The 17,542-nt window shown below is 64.6% G+C and carries 17 protein-coding genes; 12 read left to right on the top strand and 5 right to left on the bottom strand.

All coding sequences use genetic code 11. The features are described 5' to 3' along the window. Nucleotides 1–99 precede the first annotated feature (99 nt). Complete coding sequence (gene ilvD / locus EN853_RS11520) at nucleotides 100–1,824, top strand: dihydroxy-acid dehydratase (protein ID WP_127859899.1); 1,725 nt, start codon at nucleotides 100–102, stop codon at nucleotides 1,822–1,824. Beyond that, complete coding sequence (locus tag EN853_RS11515; RefSeq protein ID WP_127859900.1) at nucleotides 1,811–2,638, top strand: tetratricopeptide repeat protein; 828 nt, start codon at nucleotides 1,811–1,813, stop codon at nucleotides 2,636–2,638. Before ilvD ends, EN853_RS11515 begins: the two co-directional genes overlap by 14 nt. A gap of 57 nt (nucleotides 2,639–2,695) precedes the next feature. On the opposite strand, the gene EN853_RS11510 is transcribed toward EN853_RS11515, so the two are convergent. The 4 genes from EN853_RS11510 to erpA form a co-directional block, all read right to left on the bottom strand. Continuing rightward, complete coding sequence (locus tag EN853_RS11510; RefSeq protein WP_127859901.1) at nucleotides 2,696–2,986, bottom strand: hypothetical protein; 291 nt, start codon at nucleotides 2,984–2,986, stop codon at nucleotides 2,696–2,698. 74 nt (nucleotides 2,987–3,060) lie between these two features. After that, nucleotides 3,061–3,855 (bottom strand): exodeoxyribonuclease III, encoded by a 795-nt coding sequence (xth, locus tag EN853_RS11505; protein ID WP_127859902.1) that lies wholly within the window; start codon nucleotides 3,853–3,855, stop codon nucleotides 3,061–3,063. A 7-nt stretch (nucleotides 3,856–3,862) separates the two neighbouring features. After that, entirely contained in the window at nucleotides 3,863–4,255 is a 393-nt protein-coding gene (locus EN853_RS11500; RefSeq protein WP_127859903.1) for a VOC family protein, read from the bottom strand. A 6-nt stretch (nucleotides 4,256–4,261) separates the two neighbouring features. Next, complete coding sequence (erpA, locus tag EN853_RS11495; protein ID WP_127859904.1) at nucleotides 4,262–4,609, bottom strand: iron-sulfur cluster insertion protein ErpA; 348 nt, start codon at nucleotides 4,607–4,609, stop codon at nucleotides 4,262–4,264. A 70-nt stretch (nucleotides 4,610–4,679) separates the two neighbouring features. On the opposite strand from erpA, the gene EN853_RS11490 reads away from it, so the two are divergent. Together EN853_RS11490 and argS are read left to right on the top strand one after the other, a co-directional pair. Further along, nucleotides 4,680–5,897 (top strand): deoxyguanosinetriphosphate triphosphohydrolase, encoded by a 1,218-nt coding sequence (locus EN853_RS11490; protein ID WP_127859905.1) that lies wholly within the window; start codon nucleotides 4,680–4,682, stop codon nucleotides 5,895–5,897. Nucleotides 5,898–5,959: 62 nt separating this feature from the next. Continuing rightward, a complete protein-coding gene (gene argS, locus EN853_RS11485) occupies nucleotides 5,960–7,717 on the top strand; it encodes an arginine--tRNA ligase (protein ID WP_127859906.1) in 1,758 nt (585 codons plus the stop codon). On the opposite strand, the gene EN853_RS35285 is transcribed toward argS, so the two are convergent. Next, a complete protein-coding gene (locus EN853_RS35285) occupies nucleotides 7,701–9,284 on the bottom strand; it encodes a hypothetical protein (protein ID WP_348631569.1) in 1,584 nt (527 codons plus the stop codon). The genes argS and EN853_RS35285 overlap by 17 nt on opposite strands. Between EN853_RS35285 and EN853_RS35280 the strand changes: the two genes are divergently transcribed. The 8 genes from EN853_RS35280 to serS all read left to right on the top strand — a co-directional run bounded on the left by EN853_RS35280 (nucleotide 9,204) and on the right by serS (nucleotide 17,539). Then, complete coding sequence (locus EN853_RS35280; protein WP_348631568.1) at nucleotides 9,204–11,339, top strand: SPOR domain-containing protein; 2,136 nt, start codon at nucleotides 9,204–9,206, stop codon at nucleotides 11,337–11,339. The two genes, EN853_RS35285 and EN853_RS35280, sit on opposite strands and share 81 nt — an antisense overlap. 133 nt (nucleotides 11,340–11,472) lie before the next feature. Next, nucleotides 11,473–12,492: a beta-N-acetylhexosaminidase gene (gene nagZ, locus EN853_RS11475; RefSeq protein ID WP_127859908.1), complete on the top strand. Its 1,020-nt coding sequence runs from the start codon at nucleotides 11,473–11,475 to the stop codon at nucleotides 12,490–12,492. Between the two features lie 64 nt (nucleotides 12,493–12,556). After that, nucleotides 12,557–13,357, top strand: coding sequence for a ScpA family protein (locus EN853_RS11470; protein ID WP_127859998.1), 801 nt, complete (start codon nucleotides 12,557–12,559; stop codon nucleotides 13,355–13,357). After that, on the top strand, nucleotides 13,354–14,109 hold the full coding sequence (gene scpB / locus EN853_RS11465) for an SMC-Scp complex subunit ScpB (RefSeq protein WP_127859909.1): 756 nt from the start codon (nucleotides 13,354–13,356) through the stop codon (nucleotides 14,107–14,109). The genes EN853_RS11470 and scpB overlap by 4 nt, the downstream gene beginning before the upstream one ends. Nucleotides 14,110–14,289: 180 nt before the next feature. Next, entirely contained in the window at nucleotides 14,290–14,508 is a 219-nt protein-coding gene (locus tag EN853_RS11460) for a twin-arginine translocase TatA/TatE family subunit (protein WP_042644741.1), read from the top strand. A gap of 44 nt (nucleotides 14,509–14,552) precedes the next feature. Then, nucleotides 14,553–15,266: a Sec-independent protein translocase protein TatB gene (tatB, locus tag EN853_RS11455; protein WP_127859910.1), complete on the top strand. Its 714-nt coding sequence runs from the start codon at nucleotides 14,553–14,555 to the stop codon at nucleotides 15,264–15,266. Then, the gene (tatC, locus tag EN853_RS11450; RefSeq protein ID WP_127859911.1) at nucleotides 15,263–16,126 is read left to right on the top strand and encodes a twin-arginine translocase subunit TatC; all 864 of its coding nucleotides are present in this window, start codon (nucleotides 15,263–15,265) and stop codon (nucleotides 16,124–16,126) included. The genes tatB and tatC overlap by 4 nt, the downstream gene beginning before the upstream one ends. A 108-nt stretch (nucleotides 16,127–16,234) precedes the next feature. Then, nucleotides 16,235–17,539, top strand: coding sequence for a serine--tRNA ligase (serS, locus tag EN853_RS11445; RefSeq protein ID WP_127859912.1), 1,305 nt, complete (start codon nucleotides 16,235–16,237; stop codon nucleotides 17,537–17,539). Nucleotides 17,540–17,542 lie beyond the last annotated feature (3 nt).

Below are 17,542 nucleotides of genomic sequence, written 5' to 3'. Positions count from 1 at the left end.
TTCCCGCCATAAACCCGGAGCAACTCGAATAGGTCTCGGGATGCGTGCCAGGTTGGCCCGGCGATGGGACCGGCCGCGGGGTGTGCGGCAAGGACGAGTATGGACGCCAGGGTGATCTCCAAGGCCAAGCTGCCCAGCCGCTACGTGACCGTCGGTCCGGAGCGCGCGCCGCATCGCTCGTACCTCTATGCCATGGGATTGTCGGCGGCCGAGATCGCGCAGCCTTTGGTCGGCGTCGCCAGCTGCTGGAACGAGGCGGCGCCCTGCAACATCTCGCTGATGCGCCAGGCGCAAGTGGTGAAGAAGGGTGTGGCGGCCGCCAACGGCACGCCGCGCGAATTCTGCACCATCACCGTCACCGACGGCATCGCCATGGGCCACCAGGGCATGAAGTCGTCGCTGGTGTCGCGCGAGGTCATTGCCGATTCGGTCGAGCTCACCATGCGCGGCCACTGCTATGACGCGCTGGTCGGGCTCGCCGGCTGTGACAAGTCGCTGCCCGGAATGATGATGGCGATGGTGCGCCTCAACGTGCCCTCGATCTTCATCTATGGCGGCTCGATCCTGCCCGGCAGCTATCGCGGCCGGCAGATCACGGTGCAGGACGTGTTCGAGGCGGTCGGCCAGCATTCGGTCGGATCGATCTCGGATGCCGAGCTGCTCGAGATCGAGCAGGCAGCCTGCCCGTCGGCGGGCTCCTGCGGCGCCCAGTTCACCGCCAACACCATGGCGACCGTCGCCGAGGCGATCGGCCTGGCCTTGCCTTATTCCTGCGGCGCGCCGGCGCCCTACGAGATGCGCGACCGCTTCAATTTCGCTTCGGGCGAAAAGGTCATGGAACTGATCGCCAAGAACATTCGGCCGCGCGACATCGTCACCCGCAAGGCGCTGGAGAATGCCGCGACCGTCGTCTCCGCCACCGGCGGTTCGACCAACGCGGCGCTGCACCTGCCGGCGATCGCGCATGAGGCCGGCATCAAGTTCGATCTTTTCGACGTGGCGGCGATCTTCGAGAAGACGCCCTACATCGCCGATCTCAAGCCAGGCGGCAAATATGTCGCCAAGGACATGTTCGAGGCCGGCGGCATTCCGCTCTTGATGAAGACGCTGCTCGACCACGGCTATCTGCACGGCGACTGCATGACGGTCACCGGCCGCACTTTGGCCGAAAACATGGAGCACGTAGCCTGGAATGACAGCCAGGATGTTGTGCGTCCCGCCAATCGGCCAATCACCAAGACAGGCGGCGTTGTGGGCTTGAAGGGCAATCTTGCTCCCGAAGGCGCGATCGTGAAGGTCGCCGGCATGTCGGAACTGAAATTTTCAGGCCCGGCGCGCTGCTTCGATTCGGAAGAAGAGTGCTTCGAAGCGGTCACGCAGCGCAATTACCGGGAAGGCGAGGTTCTCGTCATCCGCTACGAGGGGCCGCGCGGCGGGCCGGGCATGCGCGAGATGCTGTCAACAACGGCAGCGCTCTACGGCCAGGGCATGGGCGGCAAGGTGGCGCTGATCACCGATGGGCGTTTTTCAGGCGCTACACGTGGCTTCTGCATCGGCCATGTCGGGCCGGAGGCGGCGGTCGGCGGACCGATCGGGCTCATCAAGGATGGCGATGTGATCTCGATCGACGCCGTGAAAGGCAAGATCGAGGTGGCGCTGTCGGATGCCGAACTGGCGGCGCGGGCAAAGAGTTGGAAGGCGCGCAAGACCGACTATCAGTCCGGCGCGATCTGGAAATATGCGCAGACCGTAGGATCGGCCCGCGACGGCGCGGTCACCCATCCGGGCGGCGCGAAAGAAACACACTGCTATGCGGATATTTGAGGTGTTGAGGTCATTTGTCTTGCCGGCACTGGTCGCTGTCGCGACCTTGGGCGCCGTCGGGCAAGCCATGGCCTTCGACGACAAGGTGTTCGACGACAAGACCGGCGTGAAGCCGCAATCGAGCCCGTGGGCGGTGTTCCAGTTCGGTTTCTCCGCTTACAAGAACGGCCACAAGGACCAGGCGGTCGAGGCCTATAAATACGCCGCCGAGAATGGCCAGATCGGCGCAACCTGGAAGCTTGCGCGCATGTATGCCGAGGGCGACGGCGTGGCGCGTGACGACTATGCGGCCTTCAAGTTCTTCTCGGAAATCGTCGACCAGGATGTCGAGCCCGGCTCGCCTGAGGAAAGCTATGTCTCGGACGCGCTTGTCGCGCTCGGCGACTATTTGCGCAAAGGCATTCCAGGCAGCCCGGTCGAGGAAAACGAGGTCGCGGCGCAGGAGTACTACATGCGCGCCGCCGCCAACTACCGCAATCCGAACGCCCAGTTCGAGATCGGCCAGATGTTCCTGAAGGGCGAGGGCGGCGTGAAGGCCAGCGTCAAGCAGGCCGGGCGCTGGCTGCAGCTCGCGGCCGAGAAGGGTCACGCCGGCGCGCAGGCGACGCTCGGCAATCTCCTTTTCCAGAGCGGCAAGGTCGTGCGCGGCCTGGCGATGATGACGGCCGCGCTTGAGCGTGCTCCGCCGGCCGACCAGCCCTGGATCCGCAGCATGCAGGAGGAGGCCTTCGCCGCTGCCGGCGAAGCCGACCGGCGCACGGCGATTTCGCTGGCCGACGACATCCTGACCAAAGGCAACAACGGCGACCAGTAAGCGGCGCGGCCGATTACGAATCCTCGGCCCGGCTGCGCATCTCCCGCATCAAGAAAATCAGTTCTCGGTCGGCTCCGTCGGCACCGGGCCGGACGCTGGCGTCGAGATCGACGTCGGATGTGGTTTCGGAACCTCTCCGGGGCACTCGTCCTTGATCTTCGTCCAGGACGTGTTGTTGAGAACCATGTCGCAGCGGGCAAGGTGACTTTTGCCGCCAACGGTCAGACAGGCCGTCTCACCGACCTCGAACGATTTGCCGTTGGCAAGACATGCCGGGGCGGCGACCACCGGCGCCGGCGCGAGCGCCAGCGCAAGGCCAATCGGGCAAAGAACAGATCGGATCGCCATCGAACCCCCGCAACAATCCGCATCAAACGCGCGATTTGTGGCGATATCAGGGTTCTTGACGGTTTGCCGGCGCCCTATGCCGGCTGTAAGGCGAGATTGATAGCAACCGGAACGTGGTCGGAGGGTTTTTCCCAGGCGCGCACGTGTTTCTCGACTGAGGCCGAGGAAAATCGGTTGGCCGCTTCAGGCGACAGCAACAAATGGTCGATGCGGATGCCGTTGTTCTTCTGCCAGGCGCCGGCCTGATAGTCCCAGAAGGTATAGACATCGGGAGAATCGGTGACGGCGCGCACCGCCTCGGTGAAGCCGAGGTTCTTCAGCCGGCGGAAGGCCTGCCTCGTCTGCGGCTGGAACAGCGCGTCGCCAACCCAGTTGTCGGGGAACCTGGCGTCGGCGCGTTCGGGGATGACGTTGTAGTCGCCGGCCATCACCAGCGCTTCCTCGAGCATGAGCCGCTCTTGCGCCCAGCGCTCCAGCCTGGCCATCCATGACAGCTTGTAGGAAAACTTCCTTTCGTCATCGATCGGATTGCCGTTCGGCAGATAGAGGGAAACGACGCGCAGCGCCCCTTTATCGGTCGAGAAGACGCCTTCGATGAAGCGCGCGTGGTCATCGGCATCGTCGCCGGGCAGCCCGCGATTGACCTCGTCGAAGGGAAGCTTCGACAGGATGGCGACCCCGTTGAAGCTCTTTTGGCCGTTGGTTTCGACATTGTAGCCCAGCGCCTCGATCTCGGCGCGCGGGAACTGATCGTCGAGGGTCTTGATCTCCTGCAGGCAGACGATGTCGGGCGCGCTCTCGGTCAGCCAGTGGGTGAGGTTGCCGATGCGGGCGCGAACGCCGTTGATGTTCCAGGTGACGATCTTCATGGGGACCTCAATGTTCTTCCGGCGCAAGGCGCTCGACGAGGCCGATCGTATTGCCTGCGGGGTCCTTTAGAAAGGCCATCCACTCGCTTTCCCCCGCCGGGCCGAAATGGCCCTCGGTATCGCGATGGACAAGCGACGGCGGCGCGGTGAACGGAACACCGGCGGCTTTCGCCTCGGCATGGAAAGCCTCGAGACCGGCAATGTCGAGATAGACGGTGCCCGGCGGTACGCCGTCGGCAAAGAACAGCCGCACACCGCCGGCCATGATGAAGGCAATACCCGGAGGATCGTAACGCGCATGCACGCTCATGCCGAGCACATCGCGCCAGAAGGCCAGCGTCGTATCGAGATCGCGCCCGGCCGACAGCGCGACCTGGCGGACCGCGCCGATCGCAGGCATAGGAAGTCAGATGGAGAAGCTGGTGCCGCAGCCGCAGGAGGCGACGGCGTTCGGGTTCCTGATCTGGAACGACTGGCCCATCAGGTCGTCGACGAAGTCGATCACCGAGCCGCCCATATAGACCAGCGAGAGGTCGTCGATCAGGATCGTCGCACCATCCTTCTCGATGGCGACGTCGTCGTCGTTGCGACTGTCAACGAGATCGAACTTGTAGGAAAAGCCGGAGCAGCCGCCGCCTTCGACGGAGACGCGCAGCGCCGTCTTGCCCGGCTCGCCAGACAGGATCCTGGCGATCCGCTTCGCGGCGGCTTCGGTCATCTCGACCTTCATGGCAGTCTTGGCATCCGCGCCCATCGGCGTCACCTTGCTTTCCGTTTCCTATGATAGGTATGAAGCGGGCGGGGGCAAGTCAACTGGTGGGCGCATGGGCAAGGATGCTCTCGGCGATATCGGATTCGGCTATCGGCCGCGCGCCGTCTATGCGAGCGATCCGGCGCACTCTCGCGGCCGGCTGTTCGACGAGCCGGAAAGTCCGACCCGCACGCCGTTCCAGCGCGACCGCGACCGCATCATCCACTCCACTGCCTTTCGCCGGCTGAAGCACAAGACGCAGGTGTTTGTCGCGCATGAAGGCGACCACTACCGCACCAGGCTGACCCATTCGATCGAGGTGGCGCAGATCGCCCGCGCCCTGGCGCGCGCGCTGCGCGGCGACGAGGATCTCGCCGAAGCGGTCGCCCTCGTGCACGATTTCGGTCACACACCCTTCGGCCACACCGGCGAGGAGGCGCTGAACGAGAGGATGGCCGCCTGGGGCGGCTTCGATCACAACGCGCAGTCGCTGCGAGTCGTAACCAGGCTCGAGCGGCGCTATGCCGATTTCGACGGGCTGAACCTCACCTGGGAAACGCTGGAGGGGCTGGTCAAGCACAACGGGCCGCTTACCGACGCAAGCGGGAAGGGGCTGAAGGGCCCGGTGCCGCAGGCGATCCGCGACTACTGCGAACTGCACGACCTCGAGCTCGACCGGTTCGCCGGCATCGAGGCCCAATGCGCGGCTATCGCCGACGACATCGCCTACAACACGCACGACATCGACGACGGCCTGCGCGCCGGTTTCCTGACGCTCGACATGCTCGAGGATGTCGGCCTGCCGGGTTCGATCCTGAAGAGCGTGCGCGCCCGCTATCCGCAGCTTGATGACGTGCGCACCGGCCACGAGCTGATGCGACGGCAGATCACCTTGATGGTCGAGGATGTCATCACATCGGCCAAAGCCAATATCGAGCGCCTCGAGCCTGGCAGCGCCGATGCGGTGAGGGCGGCGGGCGAAACGATAGTCACCTTCTCAGCCAGCATGGCGGCTGAAGAGAAGGAGTTGAAAGCCTTCCTCTACAAGCATCTCTACCGGCACGCGGAAGTGATGCGCGTGCGGGCCGACGCCGAACAGATCGTGCGTGACCTGTTCGATGTCTATTTCGCCGACCCGCGCGCCATGCCGGACGGCTGGCGCGAAGGGCTCGACCGGGCGGAAGACCGCATCAAGGCGCGCAGCGTTGCCGATTTCCTGGCGGGCATGACCGACACCTATGCGCTGAAGGAGCACAGGCGTCTGTTTGACCATACGCCCGATTTGAGCTAGGGCGAGCCACGATTTTGCCGGCCAGGCAGCCGGTCGCCTCTTTAAAGCCCAGAGCACACCCAATGAATATCTTCGCCGATTTCAACGCGCGGATCGTAAAAGCTGTCGAAGCCCTCGATCTGAAGGACAAGGATGGCGGGCCGCTCGACCTGTCGCGCATCGCGGTTGAGCCGCCGCGCGACGCCAGCCACGGCGATCTTGCCACCAATGCTGCCATGGTGTTGGCGAAGCCCACTGGACAGAACCCGCGCGCTCTGGCGGAAAGGCTGGCCGAGGCGCTGCGCGCCGATGCCGATATCGCGTCAGCCGACATCGCCGGGCCGGGCTTCGTCAATCTCAGGCTGAGGGACGGGTTCTGGCAGGCGCATCTCGCGGCGCTGCTCGGCGAGGGCCGCAACTATGGCCGCTCCGGGATCGGCGGCGGCCGCAAGGCCAATGTCGAATATGTTTCGGCCAATCCGACCGGCCCGATGCATGTCGGACATTGCCGCGGCGCCGTTGTCGGCGACACGCTCGCCAACCTGATGGCCTTCGCCGGCTACGATGTGACCAAGGAATATGTCATCAACGACGCCGGCTCGCAGATCGACGTGCTCGGCCGCTCAGCCATGCTGCGCTACCGCGAGGCGCTCGGCGAAGACATCGGCGAGATCCCGCCAGGCCTCTATCCGGGCGACTATCTGGTTCCGGTCGGCCAGACTCTGGCCGAGGAGTTCGGCCTCGGCCTGCTGGAAATGCCGGAAGAGGAAGCGCTGGCGATCGTCAAGGACCGCACGGTCGACGCGATGATGGCGATGATCCGCGAGGATCTGGCGCTGCTTAACGTGCATCACGACGTGTTCTTCTCCGAGCGCACGCTGCACGCCGACAACGCCAAGAAGATCCGCGCGGCGATCGCCGACCTGACGCTCAAAGGGCATATCTACAAGGGCAAGCTGCCGCCGCCCAAAGGCGAGAAGCCGGACGACTGGGAAGACCGCGAGCAGACGCTGTTCCGGTCGACCGCGGTCGGCGACGACATGGACCGGGCACTGGTGAAGTCGGACGGCTCTTTCACCTATTTCGCGGCCGACGTCGCCTACCTGAAGGACAAGGTCGAGCGCGGCTTCGTCGATCTCATCTATGTGCTCGGCGCCGACCATGGCGGCTACGTCAAGCGGCTGGAGGCGCTGGCGCGGGCCGTCGCCGGCGACACGGTCAAGCTCACGGTTCTGCTCTGCCAGTTGGTGAAATTGTTCCGTGACGGCGAACCGGTGCGGATGTCGAAACGGTCAGGAGATTTCGTCACGCTGCGCGACGTGGTGGAGGAGGTCGGCCGCGACCCGATCCGCTTCATGATGCTCTACCGCAAGAACGACGCGCCGCTCGATTTCGACTTCGCCAAGGTCACCGAGCAGTCGAAGGACAATCCCGTGTTTTATGTCCAGTACGCCTCGGCGCGCTGCCACTCGGTGTTCCGGCAGGCGAGCGAGCAACTGGGCGAGGCGAATTTCGACCGCAACCGGCTTGTGGCCTCGGTTGCTTCGCTGACGGATGAGGGCGAGATCGGCCTGATCCGGAAGCTGGCTGAATATCCCCGGCTAATCGAATCCGCGGCGCTTGCGCTGGAGCCGCACCGGCTGGCATTCTACCTCTACGATCTGGCGTCCAGCTTCCACGCACACTGGAATCGGGGCACCGACAACCCAGACTTACGTTTTGTTAAGGTTAACGACCCACAATTGACGCATGCCAGACTAGGGCTGGTGCAGGCTGTTTCGGATGTTTTGACCTCCGGCCTGACGCTGATAGGAGCTGATGCACCTACCGAAATGCGTTAGGTTTTGCTAAAACACCTGTCACCTTTTGCCCACATTGCGCTGGTAAGGGCCAACCCTGCGCGACGTCCATGGCGTCCGACTGTGTGCGAGTTCGGGAACAATAATGGCAGACAGAACCCAGCTGAAAGCAGCAGCAAACAACCACATCTCCGAAGACGATCCGTTCGCGGAACTGACCCGGATCATGGGTTTCGACCCGCGTCAGCCGGTCAGGCCGCAGACGCCGGTGGCCGCAAAGGCCGCGCCCGCAAACCAGACTGCGAAGGCTGCCGATTTCGACATCGACCTCGAAAAGGAGCTGATGGGCGAATTCGACGCTGCCGAGGTTCCGCAGCAGGCAGTCCAGCACGAACCGGCTTACGAAGCCGCCGATGCCGCTCTCACCGAGGACGAGCTTGCCGCTTCCTTTGAACAGGATTTCGTCTTTGACGATGCGGCCGATCACGCCCACTTTGCCACACCCAGTGCGCCTGAGCCGGCCGCCGACACCGCCTTCGACGATGATTTCGACCACGCGGTCGCGAGTTCCCTGGAAGTCTCCCCACTTCAGGACGACGTTTCCATCGACCAGGAAATGGCGGCTTCGCTGGATGAAGGATTCCGGACAGACCGCGACACGGGCCACAGCGCCGCGGCGGCTGTCGAACCTGCGGCCGAGACGGCACTCGACGCCGATTTCGACAATGCGGTCCAGATGTCGCTTGAGGACGAGCTGGCGTTCGATGATCGCGAGATCGAGCAGCCCGAAGCCGCCGACGTTCAGCCGATCGAGGCTCGCGCCGTTGCCGACCAGCCGATCGCCGGCGAAGATTTCGACGGCGAGTTCGATCAGGCCCAATTCGACGAGGCCCAATTCGATGAGGCCCAGTTCGATGAGGCAATGGCCGATGTCGACATGGACCCCAATCAGGCGCAGGGCCTGATCCTGGAAGAGGAGCTGTCGGTCGATGACGGTGAGCCGCAGGCCGTCGAGGCGCCTGCAGAAGTCGCGCATTTCGCCGCCGATCCCGAACCCGCCGCCGATCAGGAGCCTGTTGCCGATCACGAGGAGGTCGCGGAGCCGGTCCTCGAAGACGATTTCGAGCTCAGCTTCCGTGACGCCCTTGCCGAGCCGGAGGCCGCCGCCGTCGAACCCGAACCCGTCGCTGACCAGCAGGGCGCAACCGATCAGGTCCTTGAAGACGATTTCGAGCTCAACTTCGGTGACGCCCTGGCCGAGGAACCGGAAGTTCCCGCTGTCGAGCCCTCGGCCGCGGCTGAGCCGTCTTTCGCTCAGCCTGCCCCGGCCGTGACGGCACCGGTTCCGCTGGTAGCGCCGGTAGCGACGGTCGAGCCCGCCAAGCCGGCTGCGACCGCCGGCGAGCGGAGCCTGGAAGACGAACTCAACGCGCTGCTCGGCGCCATGACCGCGCGGCCCATTCCGGTTGCGCCGGCCCCGGTCGCTCCTATTCCGGTCGCCCCCGCTCCAGTCGCCAAAGAACCCGCGTTGGCGCCGCAGCCGGCCAGCCACACCGGCCAGCAGGCTGCCGTCGCTGCCGACGATCTCGATTGGGATCTCGACGAGCATGAGCCTGCGCGCGACGAGCAGGCCGTTCAGCTCGCCGATGCCGATCTCGATACGCAGCTCGCCGGCGAACTCGACCGGCAGGGCTTCGAAGCAGCCGAACAGGATGCCGAACCGAGCATCGATTTCGACGACGAGGCTTTCGATGCCGCCTTGGTCAAGGGCATCGAGCAGGATGCGCCGTCACGATCATGGAGTCGCGTGAACCCGGTTGCCGCGCCTGCGCAGGCGTCGTTCGCGCCACAGGCGGCGACTCCGGCGCCGCAAATGGCGGCTCCCGCCTATCGTGACGAGCCGGTGAGGGACTATTCGGACTACACCGAGCCGGCGCCGCAGATGGCGGTGCCTGCCTATCGTGACGAGCCGGCGAAGGATTATTCCACCTTCGCCAAGCCAACCTCGGCGCCGCCGCCTCGCCATGAGGAGGAAATGCCCGATGTCGAGACGGTCGACGTGCCGGAGCGCGTGGTGGCGCTGGCCGACGATCTCGATATCCCGGAGCTCAGCTTCGAGGAGGATCAGCCGGCGGCACCCGCCTATGATGATCTCGATGCCGAATTCGCGGGCCTGCTCAGCGAGATGAACGCGACCGAGATCGCGGCTGCTCCGGTGCAGAGCCGCGGCTACGAGGACGAATCCTACAACACCGGATTCAAGACCGGCTATGATCGTCACGAGCTGCGCGCCGAGACGCCCGCCGCTCCGGCGGCCCCGTCCTATGCCGCGGCCGCAAGCGCGTTCGATGCGGACGATTTGCCCGGCAGTCGCCCGGTTTCGCAGGCTGACGAATTCGCCGCCGACGAGCTCGATTACGATCCCGAACTCGACGAGGCGATGACCGTGCCGGGCCTTGCCGAACGCGAAGCCGCGAAGCCGCGCAGCCGGGGCATGATGGTTGCCGCGCTTGTCGGTGCCGTGGTGATCGCCGGCGGTCTCGGCGCTCTTGCCTTCTCCTTTGGCGGCAAGGGCGGCAGCGAAGCGCCGGTGATCGTGAAGGCCGACAATTCGCCGATCAAGGTCAAGCCGGAAAACCCGGGCGGCACGGTGGTGCCGAACCAGGACAACAAGGTCTATGACGCCGTGGCCAAGGGTGGGACGGCCAAGCCCGCAGAGCCGGTGCAGCAGAAACTGGTGACCAATACCGAGGAGCCGATCGACGTGGCGTCGAAGGAGCCGCCGCAGAGCCGGATCGTCGATCTTTCGCCTGACGACACCGATGCAGCGCCGGGCACGGATGCAGCGGGCAATCCGAGCGCGGCAGCGTCGGGTCCGGAAGCCGCGGCGCCGGCTGGCACCCAGGCCGCGGCGCCCGACAGCGCGAAGCTGGCCGCGCCGGCGCCGAAATCGGAAGACCGCATCGCCCAGGTGCTGCAGGAGGCCGACAAGGGGACCAGCAACGACGTGGTCGCCGTTGCGCCGCGCAAGGTCAAGACCATGATGGTGAAGCCTGACGGCTCGCTGGTTCCGCGCGAGGATCCGGTTCCTGCCGCGCCGCAAGTCGCGGCGACGGAGCCGGCCGATCCGGAGCCGCAGCATGTCGCTCCGGCCGGGCAGGGCGATGGCCAACCGACCGGTACCGTCGCGTCGGCCGCCGAGCAGACGCCGGATCAGGCGGATTCCGGCCAGGGTGAGATCGCCAAGCCGGCGAAGCCCGTCACCGCGCCGAAGGCCGAAGCCAAGGCCCAGTCGACCAACACGCCGGCGAAGGTGCCGGTGGCGCCGCCGCGCCCGTCCGACCAGCCGGTCGATATCGTCGGCGAGGTCAAGCCCGACCAGGTCGCCTCCATCGATCCGGCGACAGCCTCCGCCGGCGGCGGGTCGTGGTCGATGCAGATCGCCTCGCAGCCGACGGTTGAAAGCGCCCAGTCGACCTACCAGGACCTGCAGCGCCGCTACGGCAGCGTGCTCGCCGGGCGCACAGCCAACATCGTCAAGGCGGAGATCGCCGGCAAGGGCACTTTCTATCGCGTCCGCGTGCCGGCGCAGTCGCGCAACGACGCGATCAGCCTGTGCACCAGCTACAAGGCGGCCGGTGGCACCTGCTTCGTGTCGCGCTGATCACGCTGGACCTTTCAAAGCCGGCGCCGCCGCGGGGCGGCGCCGGCTTTTCGTTGTGGACGGCTCCGGGCATTCAGGCGGCCGCGGGCAGGGGTGATTCCCTTTGCGTTCCCAAAGCCCTAAGGTTCTATCCATGACCGAATCAAAATCCATGATCCTCGGCTGCGCCGGGAAATCGCTCACTCCCGAGGAAATCCGTTTCTACAGCGACGAACGCCCCTGGGGCTTCATCCTGTTTGCGCGCAACGTCAGCGAGACCGAACAGATCCGCGACTTGGTGGCCTCGATGCGCGACTGCGTCGGCCGGCCGGACGCTCCGGTCTTCATCGACCAGGAAGGCGGCAGGGTGCAGCGCCTGCGGCCGCCGCTGGCGCCGAACTATCCCGCAGGCGGCGCGATCGGCGCTCTTTGGCGCGACGATCGCGAGGCCGGCCGCCGCGCCGCATGGTTGCTGGCGCGACTGCATGCCTTCGACCTCCTTCGGCATGGTGTGACCGCCGATTGCCTGCCGGTGCTCGATGTGCCGGTCGAAGGTGCCAGCGACGTCATCGGCGCTCGTGCCTATGGCAAGGAGCCCAGCGCCGTGATCGAGCTCGGCCGGGCGTCGGCCGAAGGCCTGATGTCGGGCGGTGTCCTGCCGGTAATGAAGCACATTCCCGGACATGGCCGCGCCTTTGCCGATACGCATTTCGCGCTGCCGACGGTCGACACGCCGCTCGCCGAATTGCAGCGACATGATTTCGCCCCGTTCAAGGCGCTCAACCACCTGCCGATGGCGATGACGGCGCATGTCGTCTACAGCGCCGTCGACCCGGCCAATCCGGCAACGACCTCGGCCAAGGTCGTCAATGAGGTGATCCGCGGCGAGATCGGCTTCGACGGGCTCTTGATGAGCGACGACACGTCGATGAAGGCACTTTCTGGGGATTTCCCGACAAAGGCGGCCGCGATCCTTGCGGCCGGCGTCGATCTCGTCCTTCACTGCAACGGCGTTTTCGAGGAAATGTCCGGCATCGCGTCGCGCACGACGGCGCTCGCAGGCAAGTCCTTGGCGAGAGCGGAGCGGGCGCTGACCTATATAAAGAACCGCGATGTCGCGGACGAAAGCGCGATACGCGCGGAATTCGCCACCTATTTCGAAGCGGTGGCCTGAACCGAAGGGGATAGAAGGGCAAGTGGCGGAAACATTGGACAGCAAGGCCGCGAAGGCCGCACCGATGGACCGTCTGTGGGCCGAGAACGACGATTCACGCCTTACCGGCGATCCGTCGCTGGTGGTCGATGTCGCCGGCTTCGAGGGGCCGCTCGACCTTCTCCTGCACCTGGCGCGCAACCAGAAGGTCGATCTCGCCCGCATCTCGATCCTGGCGCTTGCCGAGCAGTATCTGGCCTTCATCGAGAAGGTGAGGGAGCTGAGGCTCGAGCTTGCGGCCGACTATCTGGTGATGGCGGCGTGGCTTGCCTTCCTCAAGTCGAAGCTTTTGATCCCGAAACAGCCGGGCGAAGAGGGCGAAAGCGGCGAGGAACTGGCGGCGGTGCTGCAGTTCCGGCTGAAACGGCTTGAGGCGATGCGCGATGCCTCGGCAAGGCTGGTCAACCGCAACCGGCTCGGCCGCGACGTGTTCGCGCGCGGCATGCCTGAAATGGTGATCGTCGAGAAGCGCAACACCTATTCGGCCTCGCTCTACGATCTTCTGACCGCCTACGCGCAGCAGCGCCAGCGGCAGGCGATCAACAACGTGACGATCGCAAGGCGCGCCGTGTGGTCCCTGAAGGACGCGCGCGAGGTGCTGGCAAGGCTGGTCGGCACGCTGAGCGACTGGACGGCGCTCGACAGCTTCCTGATCGAATATCTGGCGGCTCCGGAGGAGAAGCGCACTGCGGTGGCGAGTTCCTTCGCGGCCACGCTCGAAATGGTGCGCGAGGGCAAGCTGGAAGTGCGGCAGGACCAGGTCTTCGCGCCGCTTTATCTGCGCGGCCGCGCGCAAGAGGTCAGGGCAGTCGAGGTGGTATCATGAGCGAACGCGCCAACGCTTCGGTCATCCCGTTCAAGGTCGACGACGAACCGGAAGACGAGATGACTGAACAGGGTTCCCTCGAGAACCCCGCCGAACGGCTGCAATTGTCGGAAGCCGTCCGCATGGCCGAGGCGATCATCTTCGCCAGCGCCGAGCCGGTTAGCGAAAGGCAACTCGCGGCACGCCTGCCCGAGGGCCTCAACATCGCGGCGGCGATGGCCGATCTGCAGGAAATCTACGCCAAGCGCGGGGTGAACCTGGTGCGGGTCGGCGACGCCTGGGCGTTCCGGACCGCCGGCGATCTCGCTTTCCTGATGAGCAGGGACTCGGTGCAGCAGAGAAAGCTCTCCCGTGCGGCGCTCGAGGTGCTGGCCATCATCGCCTACCACCAGCCGGTGACGCGCGCCGAGATCGAGGACATCAGGGGCGTCGAGACCTCCAAAGGCACGCTGGACACACTCTTGGAAACGGAGTGGGTCAGGATGCGCGGTCGGCGGCGCACGCCCGGACGGCCGGTGACCTATGGCACGACCGACGCCTTCCTCGATCACTTTGCGCTGGAGGAGATCCGCGACCTGCCCGGCATGGAAGAGCTGAAGGGTGCTGGGCTGTTGTCGACGCGCATGCCGTCTAATTTCTCGATCCCGGTGCCGCCATCCGATCCGGAGGCGCTGGCCGAGGACGAGGATGCGCTGACGGATATCGACCTCGAGGAACTCGGGCTGCTCACGCCGCGCGTCACGGAAGATTGAGCGCAAAAACGGCTGTGCATTGTCTATGCGGAGAGCCTGCGCGGATTCGTAGCAAGGCGCTCACGCCGAAAGTGCGTGACATCCGCCAGCCATTTTATCAACTTCATTGCGGTTATGTTTGAATCCCCGGGCGAAAACGCATAGATCATCGCCGAGGGAAAACATTCGAGAGAGATTGTTATGGGTTCGTTTTCGATTTGGCATTGGATGATCGTGCTGGTCATCGTGCTTCTGGTGTTCGGCCGCGGCAAGATCCCCGAGCTGATGGGCGACATGGCCAAGGGCATCAAGAGCTTCAAGAAGGGCATGGCGGACGACGACGCTGACGACAAGCGCACCGTCGAGCACCGTGCCGACGAGACCGTTTCGCCGGGCAAGGAAAAGGTCAGCAAGAGCTGAGCCCCGGGCTCTCCTTGGAACAGCTCTTGTTGGAATAGATTGCCATGTTCGAAGTCGGTTGGAGCGAACTGCTGGTGATCGCGGTCGTCATGATCGTGGTCGTCGGGCCGAAGGATTTGCCCAGCATGCTGCGTACTTTCGGCCGCACCGCGGCCAAATTGCGCGCCATGGCGGCTGACTTCCAGAAGCAGTTCAACGACGCCCTGAAGGAAGCCGAACTCGACGACGTCAAGAGTTCGATCGATAGCCTTCGCAGCCTCAATCCGATGACCGAAGTCCGCAAGCAGCTCAATCCGTTCGAGCAGGCAGCGGCCGATGTGCGCGCCGGCGTCGATACGATGATGAAGCCGAAACCGGCCGATCCGGCTGCATCGGAGCTGCAGGCGGCCGAGCCGCTCAAGAACGGCGCGACGGAAATGCCCGGTGTTACGAGAACCGAAGCTGCGCCGGCCGCGCCGGTCTTTCCGGCCATGACCGACGCCTCCGTGACCGCTTCAGCGGTCGAGACCGCAGTGCCGGCCCAGCCGGCGAAAAAGGCAGCGACCTCCAAGGCAAAGGCTCCCGGAGCCGCGGCGAAAACAGCAGCATCCAAGGCGCCGGCCGTGAAAGCGTCGGCTAAACCGTCGGCGGCCTCAGCAAGGGCTGCCGCGCCCGCCAAGAAGCTGACTCCCAAGGCCGAGGCAAAGCCCGCTGCGGCGAAGAAGCCGGCCACAAAGAAGGCCGCCGACACCAAGAAGACGGCGGGAGCCGCCAAGTGAGCGTTTCGGACAAGGAAAGGGAAGAAATCGAGAAGTCGTCGGCGCCGCTGATCGAGCACCTTATCGAGCTGCGCCGCCGCCTGATCTGGTCGTTGGGCGGCTTCTTCGTCGCCTTTCTCGTCTGCTTTTTCTTCGCCAAGCGCCTGTTCAACCTTTTGGTCATCCCCTTCAAATGGGCGACACAATGGGCAGGGCTCGATCCGCACAAGGTCGAGCTGATCTACACCGCGCCGCAGGAGTTCTTCTTCACCCAGGTGAAGCTCGCCATGTTCGGCGGTATGGTGATCGCATTTCCGCTGATCGCCACGCAGATCTACAAGTTCATCGCGCCGGGCCTCTATAAGAACGAACGCAGCGCTTTCCTGCCGTTCCTCATCGCGTCGCCCATCCTGTTCCTGATGGGCGCCTCGCTGGTCTATTTCTTCTTCACCCCGATGGTGATGTGGTTCTTCCTCGCCATGCAGCAGGTCGGCACCGATGACCAGGTGCAGATATCGCTGCTGCCGAAGGTGTCGGAGTATCTCAGCCTGATCATGACGCTGATCTTCTCCTTCGGCCTGGTGTTCCAATTGCCGGTGGTGACCAGCCTTTTGACGCGCGTCGGCCTGCTGTCGTCGCAGGCGTTGGCCGACAAGCGCAAATGGGCGATCGTCCTTTCTTTCGTGGTTGCCGCGGTGCTGACGCCGCCCGATCCCTTGAGCCAGTGCGGCCTCGCCGTCCCGACCATCATTCTCTACGAGGTCGCAATCTGGTCCTCACGTATGATCGAGCGCAGCCAGGCACGTGACCGCTTGGCACGCGAGCAGCAGGACGCAGGCAGCTCTGTCGCCGGCAATACGCCGGACGCCCCGTCAACCTAGACTGAACCGCCAAGGCCGGGAAAATCACGGCAGTCCGCCTAACCGCCGTCTTGCATCGGTGACGGATGCGGTTTACGCCCTCTGGCCTCAGCCAGGAGCGTTCAGACCATGCTTGACATCAAATGGATTCGCGACAACCCGAAGGCCCTTGTCGAGGCGCTTGTGAAGCGCTCGTGGTCGGCTGGCGACGCGCAGTCCACCGTCGACGATCTGATCGCCAGCGACGAGGCGCGCCGCGCGCATCTCAGCGAATTGCAGGTCAAGCAGGAGCGCCGCAATGCCGCCTCGAAGGAGATCGGCAACGCCATGCGTTCTGGCGACGCCGCGCTTGCGGAGAAGCTCAAGGGCGAAGTCAGCGACATCAAGGCGTTCATCCAGAACGGCGAGGCGCGCGAGCGCGAGCTCGACAAGGCACTGAACGACGCGCTTGCGGTGCTGCCCAATGTTCCGCTGGAGGACGTGCCGGTCGGCAAGGATGAGCACGACAATGTCGTCAAGCGCATCGTCGGCGAGGTGCCGGCGCGCCCGAACTGGGTGAAGGAGCATTTCGAGATCGGCGAAGCGCTCGGGATGATGGACTTCGAGCGGGCAGCCAAGCTGTCGGGCTCACGCTTCACGGTGCTGAAGAGCCAGCTCGCGCGCATGGAACGCGCGATCGGCCAGTTCATGCTCGACCTGCACACCAACGAGCACGGCTATGAGGAAATCATCCCGCCGCTGATGGTGCGCGACGAGGTGCTTTTCGGTACCAACCAGCTGCCGAAATTCGAGGAAGACCTGTTCTTCACGCCACATGGCGACGGACGCCTGGGCCTGATCCCGACGGCGGAAGTGCCGCTCACCAATCTCGTGCGCGAGGAGATCACGCCGCATGAAAGGCTGCCGCTGCGCTACACGGCGCTGACGCCGTGCTTCCGCTCGGAAGCGGGTTCCGCCGGCCGCGACACGCGCGGCATGCTGCGCCAGCACCAGTTCTACAAGGTCGAGCTGGTCTCGATCACCGACCAGGAAAGCTCGCTGGCCGAGCATGAACGCATGACGCAATGCGCCGAGGAGGTGCTGAAGCGGCTCGGCCTGCCGTTCCGCACCGTGACGCTCTGCACCGGCGACATGGGTTTCGGCGCGCGCAAGACCTACGACATCGAGGTGTGGCTGCCGGGACAGAACGCCTATCGCGAAATCTCGTCCTGCTCGGTCTGCGGCGACTTCCAGGCCAGGCGCATGGATGCCCGCTACAAGGACAAGGACGGCAAGGGCAACCGTTTCGTCCATACGTTGAACGGCTCGGGCACGGCGGTCGGCCGCGCTCTGATTGCTGTCATCGAAAACTACCAGAATGAGGATGGCAGCGTAACCATTCCTGAAGTGCTGCGGCCTTACATGGGTGGTCTCGCCAAGATCGAATCGAAATGAGTT

Source organism: Mesorhizobium sp. M1C.F.Ca.ET.210.01.1.1, assembly GCF_004791585.1.
Classification (GTDB): Bacteria; Pseudomonadota; Alphaproteobacteria; order Rhizobiales; family Rhizobiaceae; genus Mesorhizobium.
The sequence above is the reverse complement of the archived record's forward strand: the minus strand, read 5'-3'. Positions and strand labels throughout refer to the sequence as shown.